Raw genomic sequence first — 16,463 nt, 5'->3', positions numbered from 1 at the left:
CATCTGGTAGGCACAGGCAGCAAAAGCAGCGAGCGTCACGGCAGGAATTCGGGTAATCAACACCAAACTATACACTCGGGGCAGCACATTAAATCGACGGCACAAGTAAGCTATTGTTAAAAAAATCATCGTTAATAGGGGCTTAATTAATAGTTATACGAATTAACTGATTAATAGTTTCACTTCCAAATTTTTTTGTAACACAAATGTTGCAAAATGTGTTATTTAGTTATATAAACACAAAACGTGCCGATTTAACGTTTTTACCTAAATTGTATTTCAATTATAACCTTACCAATGGATATCGAATTCAATAAAAATGAGGATATCAATAAGCAACTGGTTTTTGAGGTAAACAGTCGACTTAAGAAGATATACCAGGGTGGTGGCGAGAAAGCTGCAGCCCGGCAAAAAGAAAAAGGAAAAATGCTGGCGCGCGAACGTGTAGCCTACCTGATTGATAAAGATTCACACTGGCTTGAAATAGGCGCTTTTGCCGGCGAAGGCATGTATGCTGAGCATGGCGGCTGCCCATCTGGCGGTGTAGTGGCGGGTATTGGTTATGTGTCTGGCCGGCAATGTGTAATTGTTGCCAATGATGCTACGGTTAAAGCCGGTGCCTGGTTTCCTATAACGGCTAAGAAAAATTTGCGTGCGCAGGAGATTGCTATGGAAAACCGCCTGCCAATAATTTACCTGGTTGATTCGGCCGGGGTATATTTGCCATTACAGGACGAGATCTTTCCCGACAAGGAACACTTTGGTCGCATTTTTAGAAATAATGCGCAAATGAGCAGCATGGGCATTATCCAAATCTCGGCCATCATGGGTTCATGTGTAGCGGGTGGTGCTTATTTGCCAATTATGAGCGATGAGGCCATGATAGTAGAAGGCACAGGTTCTGTTTTCCTTGCGGGATCATTCCTGGTTAAATCTGCAATTGGTGAGGACATTGATAATGAAACCCTGGGCGGTGCAACCACACACTGTGAAATATCGGGCGTTACCGATTATAAACAGCCCAATGACAGGGCTGCACTTGACTCTATTCGAAATATTATGAGTATGGTCGGTGATTTCACTAAAGCAGGTTTTGATCGCATTAAACCCGTTGCTCCAAAGCTAAAGGCAGAAGAGATATACGGTTTGCTTCCAGATAATCGTGAAAAAGCCTACGATATGCGTGAGATCATCCTCCGTTTATTGGACGACTCAGCTTTCGAAGAATACAAAGAGGGCTATGGGCAATCCATTATTTGCGGATTGGGCCGCATTGACGGATGGGCCGTGGGTATTGTCGCAAATCAGCGTAAAGTAATTAAATCAAAAAAAGGCGAGATGCAGTTTGGTGGGGTGATCTATTCTGATTCGGCCGATAAGGCCACACGTTTTATAATGAACTGTAATCAGAAAAAAATCCCCCTGGTTTTTCTGCAGGACGTAACCGGGTTTATGGTGGGCAGCAGGTCAGAGCAAGGGGGCATTATTAAGGATGGCGCTAAAATGGTGAATGCCGTAGCTAATTCGGTAGTGCCTAAGTTTACCTTTGTAATAGGTAATTCGTATGGTGCGGGCAATTATGCCATGTGCGGTAAAGCGTATGATCCGAGATTGATTTATGCCTGGCCGACAGCCAAAATAGCCGTTATGGGTGGCACGCAGGCCGCGAAGACGCTGGTACAAATGCAAGCCGCCGGTATGAAAGCCAGGGGCGAAGAAGTTAGTGAGACACAGGAAGCCGAATTACTTAAACAAACTACAGAACGCTATAATTCGCAGACGACGCCTTACTATGCGGCAGCCAGGCTTTGGGTTGATGGTATTATTAATCCGCTTGAGACACGTAAAGTAATATCCATGGGTATAGAGGCGGCTAATCATTCACCTATTGATAAGCCATTTAATGTAGGCATTATACAGACTTAAGTGATATGCTCCGTTTGTCATTTCGACCAACGGGAGAAATTTATACACATGCATTTAAATCGATTGCATGTGTATGGATTTCTAGTTTCACTCGAAATGACATATCGGTTAGTTTACCGGATGCAATGACAAAAAATTATAATTTTGCCCTTCATAAATCAAATCATAAACCATGAAAAAAATCTTATTGATCCTGACGGTCGTTTTTGCGACAGCTTTGCCCTCTAGAGCACAGGTTATTCCCAGCTTTGCGTTTGGAATTAAAGGCGGTATGAATCTTACCAGCATTTCAAAAAGTGGAACTTTTGACGCCAGCAATCAGGCCGGATACCTGGGTGGCGTTTGGGCGAGATTTGGTGCATTGGGCTTTAATTTTCAGCCCGAGGCTTATATTACCGGCAAGAATGTAACGGTTGATGGTGTTAAACAAAAATTTACCAGTGTTGATGTGCCTTTATTATTTGGCGGCAAAATTGGCGCGTTTGGTTTAGGCGCAAGGTTTTACACCGGCCCGTTGGTGTCGTTTGCTATTAATAAAGATCAAAATTATGGCACTGCAGCCGGTAATATTGCACATCTGAATTATAAAGACCAAAATTATGCCTGGAACGTAGGTGCAGGTATTGACATTCGGAGCGTGTCGGTCGATTTACGTTATGAAGCAGGGTTGAGCAAACAAAGTTATGGCACTGGTTCAACAAAAATTAACCTGTTCAACTTATCGTTAGCTTACAAAATATTTTAATCAAATAATGCTACAGCCATCACCAGGAAGCCCATGCAAATAGCGAAAACAAATGAGTAGCTTAAAAACAGCCCTATCATCTTGGTGATGGTTCTTCCTTTAGAGCGTTGATAAACAACCCGCAAAGATTGATAGCTGTACCATATAATAACTATCGTGGCAATAAAATCAAGGTAACCTCCAACGTCCCACGATTGAGGAAACAGGAGCTTGATCAACATAATGATCGACAAAAACAAAAATAAAAAGCAATGAAAGTGGAACGAATAAATGAGGTGTTCAACGTAATATTTTTTATTTTTCCAGAAAACAATTCTTAACAGCAAGGCAAATAAAGGCAGCAATAAAAACATCATTTTGGGTGTGTAGTGCTTTAGGCCTTCTAACACCACCTCTCCAATTTTTTGATGGCTGCCGTTTAATTCATATTCGCGTTTTCGAATATAATGCACCATGAAGTTATCTCTTTTTGCGGGAGACAGTTTAGCTTGACGGGCCTGGTAAAGCTCATAGGTAGTATCCTGCTTGCGGGTTGAATGCCCGGTTTCGTCCTCGTCATCCCAAAAGGTAACATTGTTTTGAACCTTTTTATCGCCGTTTGGTGTACCTACTATAACGTCATCATCATCGCCGGTAATAGTTACGGCTCCGTTATTGTTTTTCGCGGTGGTCAATATGCTTTTTTCAAGCGCATTTGTTTTATTATCTTTTATTAAGCTATCCAGCTTTTTATTAGCTGTAGCTAGCTCTTTTTTATTTTTTGGGTGATGAGTTTCTTTAACTTCTTTTTTGTCTGTCTGAAAAAACAATAAAAAGAAGACCAAACTAATGAAAATGTACATTTTTACCGGGTGCAGGTACTGAACCCGTTTTCCTGCCATATATTCCACCGTCAACTTACCGGGCTGAAAAAATAGCGGTTTTAAAGTATGAAAAAATTGATGGTCAAAGTGAAAGTAATCGCTTATGGCATGATTCATCATATGGCCAAAGCTTTCGTGCAGCTCGAGGTTTTCCTGCCCGCAGGCGTGGCAAAATTTGCCTTCCAGGTGTGTGCCGCAGTTGGCGCAGTCTTGTTCTTTGCGATAATGTTTTTTCATCAGTTAATTAAAATTAACAAATGGATATTAGGTGAATATTAAGCGTGTTTTATAGCATGCTCCAATGCGGCATTGTGTTTGTATTTAAACACAAACGGAAAAATTACCGAGATAACCAATGCATAAGCTGCAAAACAAAGCCATATGCCATGCCAGTCTTTATCGCCTGTTGACAGCGTGAAAAATTTGTCAATGATCAAACCACTGGCAAAGCTGCCAAATAAAGCCCCAAAGCCATTTACCATCATCATAAATAAGCCCTGAGCGCTGCCCCGAATTTCGGGAGATGCCTGTGTTTCTACGAATAATGAGCCGGAGATATTAAAGAAATCGAAAGCCATACCGTAAACAATGCATGACAGAACAATCATCCATAAACCATCGGCCGGGTTACCAAAGGCAAACAAGCCAAAGCGCAACACCCAGGCCAGCATGCTGAACAGCATTACATACTTTATACCAAATTGACGTAAAAAGAACGGGATTGCCAGGATAAATAAAGTTTCTGAGATCTGCGAGATAGACATGATGATTGCCGGATATTTTACGGCTATAGTATCCTGATAAGCAGGTATTTTCGCAAAATCATGAATATAGGTATCGCCGTAGGCATTAGTTAATTGTAAGGCCGCGCCCAGCAATAGCGAAAAGGCAAAGAATATCGCAAAACGTGAAGACTTAAACAGCGCAAACGCGTTTAAGCCTAATGAACCCGCCAATGTTTTATTATCGACATTTCCTAAAAGCGGCGGGCATTTTGGAAGCGTAAATGAATATAAACCCAAAGCTAAAGCTACTGCCGACGCTATGTAGAATTGATTAGCCGAGGTTTCGTTGTGCGTTAAGCTTACCGCCCATAAAGCAGCAATGAAGCCTATAGTGCCCCATATGCGGATAGGCGGGTATTCTTTCACTACATCAATATCAGCCTTTTTTAAAGCCGAATAAGCTACCGTGATAGATAATGAAAGTGTAGGCATATAAAACACCATATTCAATAGCATTACCCAAAAAAATGTCGTGGGATTAGTGACCATGGGCAGGCAGGCTAACACTGCGGCGCCAAGGATATGCATGATGCCATAAAGCTTTTCGGCATTAATAAATTTGTCAGAGATAATACCGGTGATGGCCGGCATAAAGATAGCCGAAATACCCATGGTAGAAAAGATAATACCAAATTGAGCGCCCGACCAATGCTTGTTTTGAAACCAGTATGCACCTATGGTAAGCAGCCAGGCCCCCCATATAAAAAATTGCATAAAATTCATCACTATCAAGCGAAACTTAATATTCATACGGGCTGGTATTAGTCAATTACGATCAGTTAAAATTTCAAAATCTGAAAGTAATGAATTTTAGGGAAAGAATAAAAGAGAGATTAGAGATAAGTTACCAACTAAATCACGACTCTTTTCTACGATTTAGCTCATCACGAATCTTAGCCGCTTTTTCGTAAGACTCTTCAGCCAGCGCTTCTTGTAATTTTGCCTTTAGTTCTTCAATGCTGAGTGCTCCGAAGCCTGAAGTTGCTGTCGGCGCTACCGAAGGTATTTCTTCAGGAGTTTCGCTAATATTTTCCAGGTAAACAAAGTCGTTACCTTCAATAACAATACCGGCGCTTGAAAGAATAAACTCGTAAGTATAAATAGGGCACTCAAAACGCACGGCTATGGCAATAGCGTCCGACGTTCGTGCGTCAATCTCCATTACTTTTTTGCCATCACTGCAAATTAGTTTAGAATAAAATATGCCATCAACCAGGTTGTAAATGATCACTTCCTGCACCATAATGTTATAAGCTTCAGCAAAGCTCTTAAACAGATCGTGGGTGAGGGGACGGCTAGGGGTCATCTTTTCAATCTCAATTGCAATAGCCTGAGCTTCGAAACTGCCGATAATGATTGGCAAACGGCGACGTCCGCTAACCTCACCTAAAACCAACGCATACGCGCCCGATTGGGTTTGGCTATAAGACAAACCAACAATATCAAGCTTTATTTTTTTCATATTATTACCCATCGCAACGTGCTTATGCTGAGGTTTTATATTCTTTAATAGCTGTTATCAATTTTGGTACCACTTCAAAGGCGTCGCCAACTATGCCATAGTCGGCCACCTTAAAAATTGGTGCTTCGGCATCTTTATTTATCGCCACAATAACCTTAGACGAACTGATGCCTGCCAGGTGCTGTATAGCTCCTGAAATTCCCACCGCAATATACAAATTTGGGCTGACAGCTATGCCGGTTTGTCCAACGTGTTCGCTATGTGGTCGCCAACCAGCGTCTGATACGGGTTTTGAACAGGCTGTCGCCGCGCCCAGCAGGCTGGCAAGTTCTTCAAGCATGGCCCAGTTTTCAGGCCCTTTCAATCCACGGCCACCAGAAACTACGATCTCGGCATCAGGCAATGAAACTTTATCGGTCGATCGTACAATATCCTTCAAAATGGTTTTAAGGTCCGATTCTTTAACGTCCACACTAAAATCCTCAATCTTTGGCGCTTTGGCAACCTCAACTATCTTGTAACTATTGGGTGTAAGTGCGATAACTTTATTGGCTGATGATAATTCAACGGTAGCAAAGGCTTTACCCGAAAAGGCGGTCTTTTTAACAGTAAATTTTCCACCGTTTTGCTCAGGCAATGCTACAGCCCCATCAATAACGCCGGCGTCCAGTTTTACGCCGATGCGCGGGGCCAGGCCACGGCCCGAAAATGAGTTGGATAATACAACGACATCGGCGCCTTCCTTCTTGGCGGCCTCGGCAATAACCGAAGCGTAAGCCTGGTTCACAAAGTTTTTAAGCTGGGCATTGCTGACGTTCAATATTTTATCAGCGCCATATTTGGCCAGTGTGTTTAGCTCGTCGGCACCTACGTTGCCGATAGAGATGGCGGTAAGCGAGGTATTGCCTTGATCGGCAATGGCACGGGCGTAGCTTACGGCTTCAAATGTTGATTTTTTGAATTTGCCGTCGGCATTTTCAGCATATATTAAAACTGACATAGTATCTTCTCTTAAATTAAATAACCCGTGCCTCAGTATGCAGCAACTCAACCAATTTAGCCGGATTATCGGCAGCCACCAGTGTAACCTGTTCGCGTGGCGCTGGTGTTTCATAACTAATGATCTGCGAATTTGTTTTTACCTCAACCGGTTCAATCACAGCCAAGGGTTTTGTACGCGCCGACATAATGCCCCGCATATTCGGGATCTTTGGTTCGGCAACGCCCTCGGCAGCTCCGGCCACAAAAGGGAAGGGGATAGTCAATATTTCTTTGCCACCTTCAATTTCGCGCTCAACGGTAGCTTTATCACCATCTATATCTAACTTTTTAATGATAGATACCGACGGCAGGTCAAGCAATTCACCCAGTATAGCGGCTACTTTTGAGCCGTTATAATCGATAGATTCGCGGCCGGTCAGTATCAGGTCAAATGGTTTGGATTTGACGTATTGGGCAATCTGGTAGGCCACAAACCACGCGTCGTGCGGTTTAGAATTGATGCGTACGGCATCTGTTGCGCCTATGGCAAGGGCTTTGCGTATTGTCGGCTCGCTTGTTGCATCGCCAACATTTATAACGGTTACCGTACCATTACCGCCGTCTGTTAACTCAATAGCGCGTGCAAGGGCAATTTCATCGTACGGGTTCAAAATGAATTGTACCCCGTTTGTATTAAATTGCGTGTTGTTATCGGTAAAAGTTATTTTTGTCGTGGTATCCGGAACATTACTTATACATACAAGAATATCCATATCATAGGTTTTTCACAAATTTAGATAAAAAAGACAGGGATTAAAAATGGAGACAAACAGATTAGAGAAGCTGCTGGAATTTATAAAAAACGAACCCAATGATGAGTTTTTAAAATATGCCTTGGCTACCGAATATCTCCGTTTAAACGACGCCGATAAAGCACTTTACTATTACGAGGACCTGGTGACCAATCACCCGCAATACTCGGGCACCTATTACCACTTAGGCAAATTGTACGAAGCGCTTGACCGTAAAGACGACGCTGTTAAGACCTATGAGAAAGGGATGGAAATAACCAAAGCTAAGCGCGATAATCATGCTTTTAATGAACTGCAGAGCGTTTACCGTGAGTTGATTGGTTGGGATGATGACGATGATTATTAATACCCCTCCCAACCCTCCCCGAGGGAGAGGGCTTTTTATAAATATTTTAATAGTTTCTCCCCTTTGGAGAGATTAAGAGGGGTGATGAAAAAACGCCACATACTATTCTTGAGCGATGCATTCGTTTACACATTGAGTGCATTTGGCGGCCCGCAGGGGCATATTGCGGTTATGCTGCGCGAGTTTGTGCAGAAGCGTAACTATATTACCGAAGAGGAATTGATGGAGCTGAACGCGCTGGCACAGGTATTACCCGGACCGTCATCAACCCAAACCCTGGTAGGCATAGCCTGGAAGGTGGGCGGTTTATGGCTCGCTATCGCGACGTTTTTGATTTGGGTATTGCCATCGGCAGCTATTATGTGTGCGGCAGCCATTAGTTATAAAATGTTTGCCGATAGAGGCAGGATGGTAGATGTACTCAAATTTATCAGGCCCGCGGCAGTTGGAATAGTAGCTTACGCAACATACACCTTCGCTAACAGATTTTTAAAAAGCCGGGTGAGCGCAATGCTGGCTATAGGTTCATTTATAGTAACGCTGATTTTACGAAACGCTTATGCCTTCCCAATATTGATCATGTTGGGCGGCATTGTGTCATCGGCTTTAGAAACCCAACCGCAGGAGAACGAATTGCGCGTTAAGCTATTTGCTAACGTGAATCCTAATAAGGTAATGTATTTTATTGGCGTGCTGTTAGCTTTTGCAGCTTTGGGTGCTATTATTAACCGGACATCGCCATTCAGTTTGCCTATACGTTTGTTCGAGAACTTTTACCGTAACGGTATCCTGATATTTGGCGGAGGCCAGGTGCTGGTGCCGCTGATGTATACCGAGTTTGTGGAGGTGAAGCATTACCTCTCGAGCGCCGAGTTTCTCTCTGGCTATGCCCTGCAGCAGGCCCTCCCCGGACCGACATTTTGCTTTACATCTTTTGTGGGCGGCGTAACCATGGGTAATCAGGGCTTTGGCTTTTGGGGGCAAATATTGGGTAGCCTGATTGCGGTTATCGGTATCAATTCGCCCGGGTTGATACTGATCTTGTTTATTGTACCCTTTTGGGAAGATTTGAAAAAGATCACCCGTATTAGAAACTCATTAAGTGGTATTAATGCTGTGGCTGTAGGCTTTATGGCGACGGCGCTCATCTCATTAAGTCGACCGTTTGGTTTGGACCCATTAGCTTACGCCATTATGATTGTTACCTTTTGCTTGCTGCAATTTACACGGATAAAGACACCCGTAGTTATTGTGATAGGGGTGTTATTAGGGTTGATATTTTAGCACCCTTAACCCACTGAAGGGGAACTATATGTGTGGCTAAGGTAAGTCTGCTAGATAATGCCTATAAATTTTGATAACGCCCGGATCAAGTTTTTACCCCGTTCTCGATCTTTCGAGCGGTTACCGACGTTTGAACACGCTGATTTCAAAACTGGACTAACGGGTTATATTTGCCAAGCTTGTCGAGATAAAAAACCGATATGTCGAAATTTTTATAGGTAACTGATTGACAGCATTATTTTTATGCCCCATAAAGTTTATGCGGAAAAAATCGATCAAGTGGGTTTTGATGTCAATATTTTGCCTTATTGGTTTTGCTATGGTGGCGCGTAGAATTATGGTGTTAAATGGTATGCCGGTAGCAAAGCCGCCATTTAAATTCGACCCGGACGCTGAATTTGGTATTCATCAGTGTATAACCTATATACACATTATAGCCGGTGCCCTGTTCGTGTCATTAGGCCCGTTTCAATTCATACCTCAAATCAGGCGCTCATATTTATCCTATCATCGTTTTGCTGGCTGGTTATTTATAGCTGCCGCTTTTGTAATTGGATGTTCGGCATTGGCCTTGCCATTTGTTATTAAACTTATAGGCGGGTTTAACGAAGGCGCGGCTACAGTGTTTTTTGGTTTTATCTTTTTATTATACGCGTTTAACGCAATTAGGAGCGTTGTTAAAAAGGATATCGACGCTCACCGGGAGTGGATGATCAGGACATTTATACTCGGTTTGGCGGTTGTTACCATACGCCTTATCAATGTGCTGTTGTTTTTATTTACCCGAAGCAGTCCGCAGGTGTTTTTTGGAACAGCTTTTTGGCTTGGATTCTCAATTCACCTGCTTGTTGCAGAATGGTATATCAGGTATAGTCGCAAATAAAATGGATCTCGTTAAAACGGCGGCTCATCATCAATATCATCCATTCTTGAAGGTCTGATAATAAAGTTGTTCGGCTTATCAAAATCGTTTGACGGACCTAAAGCCGAAAATGCACTTCCTGAATCAGGGAACATGTCGCCGCCATCCAAATCCTGGAACTTAACGTATTTACCAACGAATTTCAGTCGCACAATGCCCGTTTCACCATTACGGTGCTTGGCAATAATTACCTCGCCCACGCCTTTGGTTGGGTTGTTATCTTCATCAACCTCCATGCCGTAGTATTCAGGGCGATAAAGGAACAGTACCATATCTGCATCCTGCTCAATTGAACCCGACTCACGCAAATCCGATAACATTGGTCGTTTTGACGCTCCTGGGCGACTCTCAACCGCGCGGCTCAACTGCGATAGTGCAATAACCGGTACGTTCAACTCCTTGGCAACCGACTTTAAGGCACGCGAGATACTACCGATCTCCTGCTCGCGGTTACCACCGCCCTTGCCGTCGGCGCTTTTGCCGTGCATGAGCTGCAGGTAGTCAATAATAATTAACTGGATATCGTATTGTGATTTTAAACGGCGGCATTTGGCACGGAACTCAAAGATATTTAAAGCCGGGGTATCGTCAATAATCAGCGGTGCTTGTTCCAGACGGCCGATTTTTGAGTGAATCTGCTGCCATTCCCATTCCTCTAAAGTTCCCTTACGGATTTTTTCCTGCTCAATTTCGGTCTCGCCCGATACCAGACGATTCACCAATTGTACAGACGACATCTCGAGCGAGAATACCACAACCGGCTTGTCAAAATCAACCGCCGCATTACGTGCACATGTAAGTACAAAAGCAGTTTTACCCATTGCCGGGCGAGCCGCAATGATCACCAGGTCAGATTTTTGCCAGCCCGAGGTCATACGGTCAAGGTCAGTAAAACCCGAGGCTACACCGGTAAGGCCGTCTTTTTTATCTTTCAGGGCCTCAATTTCTTTCAGGGTTTCACGCAGAATATCATCCATTTTACGTGAATCGCGGCGCAGGTTATTTTGGGCGATATCAAAAAGATTTTTTTCGGCTTTGTCCAGCAAGTCGAGCACGTCTGTAGTGTCCTCGTAAGCGCTGGTTATAATTTCTGTTGAGATACGGATCAGCTCGCGCTGGATGAATTTTTGAATAATGATACGCGCATGGTATTCAATATTAGCTGCCGATGCCACACGGTTAGTTAGCTCGGTTATGTAATATGCGCCGCCAACCATTTCCAGATCGCCCTGGGCACGTAATTGAGCTGTAACCGTCAAAATATCTACCGGCGACGTTTTTTCGAACAACAAATGGATTGTTTTAAAAATACGCTGATGCGCATCCTTGTAAAAAACTTCAGGCTTAAGGATATCAATTACAGACGATAACGCGTCTTTCTCTAACATCAAAGCCCCCAATACAGCTTCTTCTAAATCAATAGCTTGCGGAGGGAGTTTTCCCAGTGCGCTGTTTGGGTTAGGCGTAGTAAAACGGCTGCGCCTTTCGTTGGTGTTTTGCTTGTTATATTGGTTATCGTTCTCAAAAATCATGGTCATCAAAATTATACAAAAAATTAACTGATTAGCGTTGAGCAGCCTTGATAAGTTTTTTTTGTTGCGTATTAGTAATTAACAGTCTGATAATTTGACTATTTATAATTAACAGCGGCTTGTTAACAAGCTTAACTTATCAACGTCAAAATGTTGATTAAAATTTGATTAGGCTATTAAGTTTTTGGTTTTTAGGAAGTTATAATTGGTGTGGATAAACATTTCAATTGTTAATTATTAAAAAAATACCAGAACGCCTCTTGGGTTCAATAACTGCCAAATCAATTAATATAGCTACTTTTGGTATTTTAGGAAATATTACAAATGTATAATAACAACAGACAGCCCCGCGAAAGTAACCAGGTAGTTTTTGGTATCCGCGCGGTTATTGAGGCCATCAAATCAGGTAAAGAAATTGAATCATTATACATACAGCGCGGCATAGGCGGCGGATTGCTTCATGAGCTGAAAGAATTACTGGCGGAGTATCAGATTGTCGCCCAGCAGGTGCCGGTTGAGAAATTGAACCGCATAACTCAGAAAAACCATCAAGGGGTTATCGCTTTTATATCGCCAATTACTTATCAAAAAATAGAGGATATCATTCCGCAGATATTTGAAAAAGGGGAGACCCCGCTCATCCTCATCCTAGACTCGATAACCGATGTACGCAATATGGGCGCCATAGCCCGTACGGCAGAATGCAGCGGTGTACACGCCATAGTAGTGCCTGCTAAAGGGTCAGCGCAAATTAATCCGGATGCTATTAAAACCTCAGCGGGGGCGCTGTATAAAATCCCGGTTTGCCGTCATGATAATTTTATGCAGACGGTAAGATTTATCCAGGAGAGCGGCCTGCAATTGGTTTGCTGCACAGAAAAAACACAGGAGTTTATCTACAAGCCTGACTATACTATGCCTACGGCCATTATAATGGGGTCAGAAGAAGATGGTGTAAGGAATGATATCATCCGCATTGCCGATCATTTAGCTAAGATACCCATGTACGGGGAAATTGAGTCGCTCAACGTTTCGGTGGCTACCGGCATTATACTTTATGAAGCAATAAGGCAAAGGTTAGATTAATTAGTATTGCTTGCATTTTGAAGCGTCATTGCTTCGTGCCTCGCAACGACGCGGTTTCAGATATAGCAAAAAAAGCGCTTGAATATCAAACGCTTTTTTTGTTGTAATAGGCTAACTAATCTTTAATCCGGCCAGTCTCTAATCTCTAAATATATTTCGTTCCAAACTGTTGCTTCACATCTGCAACCACTTTCTTGACGTTTTGTTCCTGATCGCGTGGGCAAATAAGTAGGGTATTATTTGATTCAACCACGATGAAGTCATGCAGACCTTGAAGGATCACCAGTTTCTCGTCGGGCACGTTAACCATACAGTTTGATGAATCATACATAATCACTTTTTCTGATGGAATGACGGCGTTGCCTACATAGTCTTTCTCGGCCAGGTCATATATCGAAGCCCAGGTTCCAAGATCTGACCAGCCGAATTCTGAAGGGATAACATATACATTATCAGCTTTCTCCATGATACCGTAATCGATAGATATATTGGTACACTGAAGATAAGCCTGATTTACATGGTTGCGTTCTGTTTCGGTATTGTAGTGCGGACGCGCCTCGGCAAAAATATCATTCATATCCGGAAGGTATTGTTCAAAAGCTTTCACAATAGCTTTGGCCGACCAAACGAAGATACCGGCGTTCCACAAAAAGTCGCCGCTTTGAAGGAAGGTTTTGGCAATCTCCAAAGTGGGTTTCTCCGTAAAGGTTTTTACTTTGTGAAACTCACCGTCAATCACGTTTTCGGTATATTGAATGTAGCCATAACCCGTATCAGGGCGCGAGGGTTTGATTCCAAGCGTTACCAGGCATTGATGCTTCTCGGCAGTTTGCAATGATTTTTCAATAGTAGCGATAAATGCCGGCTCATCAAGTATCAGGTGATCTGAAGGGGCCACAACAATGGCCGCATCCGGATTGATAGATTCAATTTTAAAGCAGCCATAGGCAACGCAAGGAGCAGTATTGCGCATTACCGGTTCAGTTAAAATTTGATTGTCCGCCATGTCTGGCAACTGGGTTTTTACCAGTTCAGTATAGCTTTCGTTGGTAACAACAAAAATATTTTCTTTTGGGCATACTTTTAAAAAACGATCATACGTTTGCTGTATAAGTGTTTTGCCCGTCCCCAAGATATCAATAAATTGTTTTGGGTGCGAGGTACGGCTTATAGGCCAAAAACGGCTTCCGATACCGCCTGCCATAATGATGGCATAATAGTTTTTATTCATGTTGTAATTGTAGAAATTTAGTTTGGTGTTAGCAATAGCAAAAGTGGTAATTATCTGTTAACTCAGTATCAATCCGCGTAATATAATTAGCCGCAATTTGCTTAAGCATATAAAAGAATAAATAAACAAATTGTTTTTTGTCCGATAATCATTTTTGTATAAAATTTTAAACTAAATCTACCGTTTATTCATAAATTTTAGTTACTTTAAACTTTTAATTGTCTTATCATAAATACGAGTATCTATAATGATAGAAACAAAAAAATCGCTCTTTGATAACCTCCAGAACTTTTTTGGTTTTGATAACTTTAAAGGAGAGCAGGAAGCGATTATAACCAACATTTTGGCCGGCAATGATACGTTTGTAATCATGCCAACAGGTGGTGGTAAATCAATGTGTTACCAATTGCCTGCTTTAATGAGTGAGGGTACGGCCATTGTTATTTCTCCGCTTATAGCACTGATGAAGAACCAGGTTGATCAGCTCAGGGCTTTTGGCGGATCTGACAGTATCGCACATTTCTTAAATTCTTCATTAACCAAAGCCGATATTATAAGAGTGAAGGATGATGTGCTGAGCGGCAAAACCAAGTTGCTTTACGTAGCCCCTGAATCATTAACCAAACAGGAAAATATTGACTTTTTACGCCTCAATAATGTTTCATTTGTTGCGGTTGATGAAGCGCATTGTATATCAGAGTGGGGTCATGATTTCAGGCCCGAGTACCGCAAAATACGCCAGGTTATTAGCAATATAGGCGATGATATACCCATTATCGCATTAACTGCTACCGCTACTCCGAAGGTACAGCAGGATATCCAGAAAAACCTGCAAATGAATAACGCGACGGTTTATAAATCGTCTTTTAACCGTGCTAACCTGTTTTATGAGGTTCGGGCCAAGCGGAACGTCATTAAGGAGATTGTTAAATACGTTAAGCAAAATCAGGGTAAATCGGGCATAATATATTGCCTGAGCCGTAAAAAAGTTGAAGAGGTTGCCGAAGTGCTTTCACTCAATGGTGTAAAGGCTTTGCCTTATCATGCAGGCTTGGATGCTAAAGTACGTGCCGATACCCAAGATAAATTCCTGATGGAAGAGGTTGACGTTATCGTTGCCACTATTGCGTTTGGTATGGGTATTGATAAGCCCGACGTGCGTTATGTAATACATCACGACGTGCCCAAGAGCATGGAAGGTTACTATCAGGAAACCGGCCGTGCAGGCCGTGATGGCGGCGAAGGTGTGTGCGTAGCTTTCTATTCGCAGAAAGACATTGACAAGCTTCAGAAATTCATGAAGGATAAACCTGTTTCAGAACGCGAAATAGGTACTCAGATATTAAAAGAGGTTATTGACTATGCCGAGTCGTCTGTTTGCCGGCGCAAGCAGTTGCTGCATTATTTTGGCGAGAATTTTAACGAAGCCGGCTGTAATAACATGTGCGACAATTGCTGTGCCCCCAAAACTTATTTTGATGCTGAGGCCCAATTACACAAAGTTTTAAATCTGATTAAGCAAACCGGCGAGAAGTTTGATGATCATCACATCATCAATATATTAATGGGCGTAGAGACCCAACAGGTTCACAGTTATGAGCATCATTTGCTGGAACTATTTGGTACGGGTAAAGAAGACGGGGAAATATTGTGGACATCATTACTGCGCCAAGCCTTGTTGGATAATTATCTGTCAAAAGATATTGATCAATACGGTTTGTTGCGTTTAACCAAGCTTGGCAATTCGTTCCTCGATAATCCGCACAGTTTGCGCTTTATCATGAACCGTGTTATTGAAGCCGGGGATGATGAGGATGGCGAAGACGGCCCTAAACAAGCCGGTGGCGCTTTAGATACGGCTTTGCTGCAAATGCTAAAGGATTTGCGCAAGAAAATGGCTAAACAGAAAGGACTGCCGCCATTTGTGCTGTTTCAGGACCCATCGTTAGAGGAAATGTGTACCCACTATCCGATTACGCAGGACGAACTAAAGCAAATATCAGGTGTAGGCGCGGGCAAAGCCATGAAATTTGGTGCTCCGTTTATTGACCTCATCAAAAAATATGTTGAAGATAATGATATTGACCGCCCGGTTGATATGGTGATAAAAAGCGCGGCCAATAAATCAGCGCTTAAGGTATTCATTATCCAAAATATCGACCGCCATTTAAATCTCGAAGATATCGCTGCCTCAAAGGGCCTTACCTACGAAGAGATATTGAAGGAGGTGGAAACTATTGTTAACTCGGGCACCAAGTTAAACCTGAACTATTACATTGACGAAGTAATTGATGAAGATAAGCAGGATGAAGTATTCGATTATTTCAAGACTGCTGAGGTTGACTCGATTGACGATGCATTGGCCGAACTCGGTGCCGACGATTATACCCGAGAAGAAGTACAATTGATGCGGATAAAATTCATGTCAGAATTAGGGAACTAATAAAAAAGGGAGAATAAAGTTCTCTCTTTTTTATTAATATATGTC

General features: G+C 42.6%; 14 protein-coding genes. 7 read left to right on the top strand and 7 right to left on the bottom strand.

Translation table 11 applies throughout. The features are described from left to right. The first annotated feature begins 297 nt into the window (after nt 1-297). Together ACFS5N_RS07220 and ACFS5N_RS07215 are read left to right on the top strand one after the other, a co-directional pair. Nucleotides 298-1,926 (top strand): acyl-CoA carboxylase subunit beta, encoded by a 1,629-nt coding sequence (locus tag ACFS5N_RS07220; RefSeq protein WP_377183711.1) that lies wholly within the window; start codon nt 298-300, stop codon nt 1,924-1,926. A gap of 172 nt (nt 1,927-2,098) precedes the next feature. Next, nucleotides 2,099-2,671, top strand: coding sequence for an outer membrane beta-barrel protein (locus tag ACFS5N_RS07215; protein ID WP_377183709.1), 573 nt, complete (start codon nt 2,099-2,101; stop codon nt 2,669-2,671). Here ACFS5N_RS07215 and ACFS5N_RS07210 read toward each other — a convergent pair. The 5 genes from ACFS5N_RS07210 to ACFS5N_RS07190 all read right to left on the bottom strand — a co-directional run bounded on the left by ACFS5N_RS07210 (nt 2,668) and on the right by ACFS5N_RS07190 (nt 7,535). Next, entirely contained in the window at nt 2,668-3,771 is a 1,104-nt protein-coding gene (locus ACFS5N_RS07210) for a DUF3667 domain-containing protein (protein ID WP_377183707.1), read from the bottom strand. The genes ACFS5N_RS07215 and ACFS5N_RS07210 overlap by 4 nt on opposite strands. 38 nt (nt 3,772-3,809) lie before the next feature. Beyond that, nucleotides 3,810-5,069: a nucleoside permease gene (locus ACFS5N_RS07205; protein ID WP_377183705.1), complete on the bottom strand. Its 1,260-nt coding sequence runs from the start codon at nt 5,067-5,069 to the stop codon at nt 3,810-3,812. Between the two features lie 106 nt (nt 5,070-5,175). Further along, nucleotides 5,176-5,781, bottom strand: a complete 606-nt coding sequence (locus ACFS5N_RS07200) for a bifunctional nuclease family protein (RefSeq protein WP_377183703.1) — start codon at nt 5,779-5,781, stop codon at nt 5,176-5,178. 22 nt (nt 5,782-5,803) lie between these two features. Further along, nucleotides 5,804-6,781: an electron transfer flavoprotein subunit alpha/FixB family protein gene (locus ACFS5N_RS07195; protein ID WP_377183701.1), complete on the bottom strand. Its 978-nt coding sequence runs from the start codon at nt 6,779-6,781 to the stop codon at nt 5,804-5,806. A gap of 16 nt (nt 6,782-6,797) precedes the next feature. Beyond that, nucleotides 6,798-7,535: an electron transfer flavoprotein subunit beta/FixA family protein gene (locus tag ACFS5N_RS07190; RefSeq protein WP_377183699.1), complete on the bottom strand. Its 738-nt coding sequence runs from the start codon at nt 7,533-7,535 to the stop codon at nt 6,798-6,800. Nucleotides 7,536-7,581: 46 nt separating this feature from the next. Between ACFS5N_RS07190 and ACFS5N_RS07185 the strand changes: the two genes are divergently transcribed. From ACFS5N_RS07185 to ACFS5N_RS07175, 3 genes are all read left to right on the top strand, one after another. Beyond that, nucleotides 7,582-7,920 carry a tetratricopeptide repeat protein gene (locus ACFS5N_RS07185; protein WP_377183697.1) on the top strand — a complete coding sequence of 113 codons (339 nt, stop codon included), beginning with the start codon at nt 7,582-7,584 and terminating at the stop codon, nt 7,918-7,920. Between the two features lie 84 nt (nt 7,921-8,004). Then, entirely contained in the window at nt 8,005-9,204 is a 1,200-nt protein-coding gene (gene chrA, locus ACFS5N_RS07180; RefSeq protein WP_377183695.1) for a chromate efflux transporter, read from the top strand. Nucleotides 9,205-9,463: 259 nt separating this feature from the next. After that, complete coding sequence (locus tag ACFS5N_RS07175) at nt 9,464-10,087, top strand: DUF2306 domain-containing protein (protein ID WP_377183693.1); 624 nt, start codon at nt 9,464-9,466, stop codon at nt 10,085-10,087. 11 nt (nt 10,088-10,098) lie between these two features. On the opposite strand, the gene dnaB is transcribed toward ACFS5N_RS07175, so the two are convergent. Continuing rightward, entirely contained in the window at nt 10,099-11,658 is a 1,560-nt protein-coding gene (gene dnaB / locus ACFS5N_RS07170) for a replicative DNA helicase (protein ID WP_377183690.1), read from the bottom strand. 324 nt (nt 11,659-11,982) lie between these two features. Between dnaB and rlmB the strand changes: the two genes are divergently transcribed. After that, on the top strand, nt 11,983-12,744 hold the full coding sequence (gene rlmB / locus ACFS5N_RS07165; protein ID WP_377183688.1) for a 23S rRNA (guanosine(2251)-2'-O)-methyltransferase RlmB: 762 nt from the start codon (nt 11,983-11,985) through the stop codon (nt 12,742-12,744). Between the two features lie 145 nt (nt 12,745-12,889). Here the strand turns inward: rlmB and ACFS5N_RS07160 are convergent, their stop codons facing one another. Beyond that, nucleotides 12,890-13,975 carry a mannose-1-phosphate guanylyltransferase gene (locus tag ACFS5N_RS07160; RefSeq protein WP_377183686.1) on the bottom strand — a complete coding sequence of 362 codons (1,086 nt, stop codon included), beginning with the start codon at nt 13,973-13,975 and terminating at the stop codon, nt 12,890-12,892. A 250-nt stretch (nt 13,976-14,225) separates the two neighbouring features. On the opposite strand from ACFS5N_RS07160, the gene recQ reads away from it, so the two are divergent. Then, entirely contained in the window at nt 14,226-16,418 is a 2,193-nt protein-coding gene (gene recQ, locus ACFS5N_RS07155; RefSeq protein WP_377183896.1) for a DNA helicase RecQ, read from the top strand. The last annotated feature ends 45 nt before the right edge of the window (nt 16,419-16,463 follow it).

The organism is Mucilaginibacter ximonensis, assembly GCF_042686265.1.
GTDB lineage: Bacteria > Bacteroidota > Bacteroidia > Sphingobacteriales > Sphingobacteriaceae > Mucilaginibacter > Mucilaginibacter ximonensis.
Note: the sequence above shows the minus strand (reverse complement) of the source record. Positions and strands in the feature narration are given on the sequence as shown.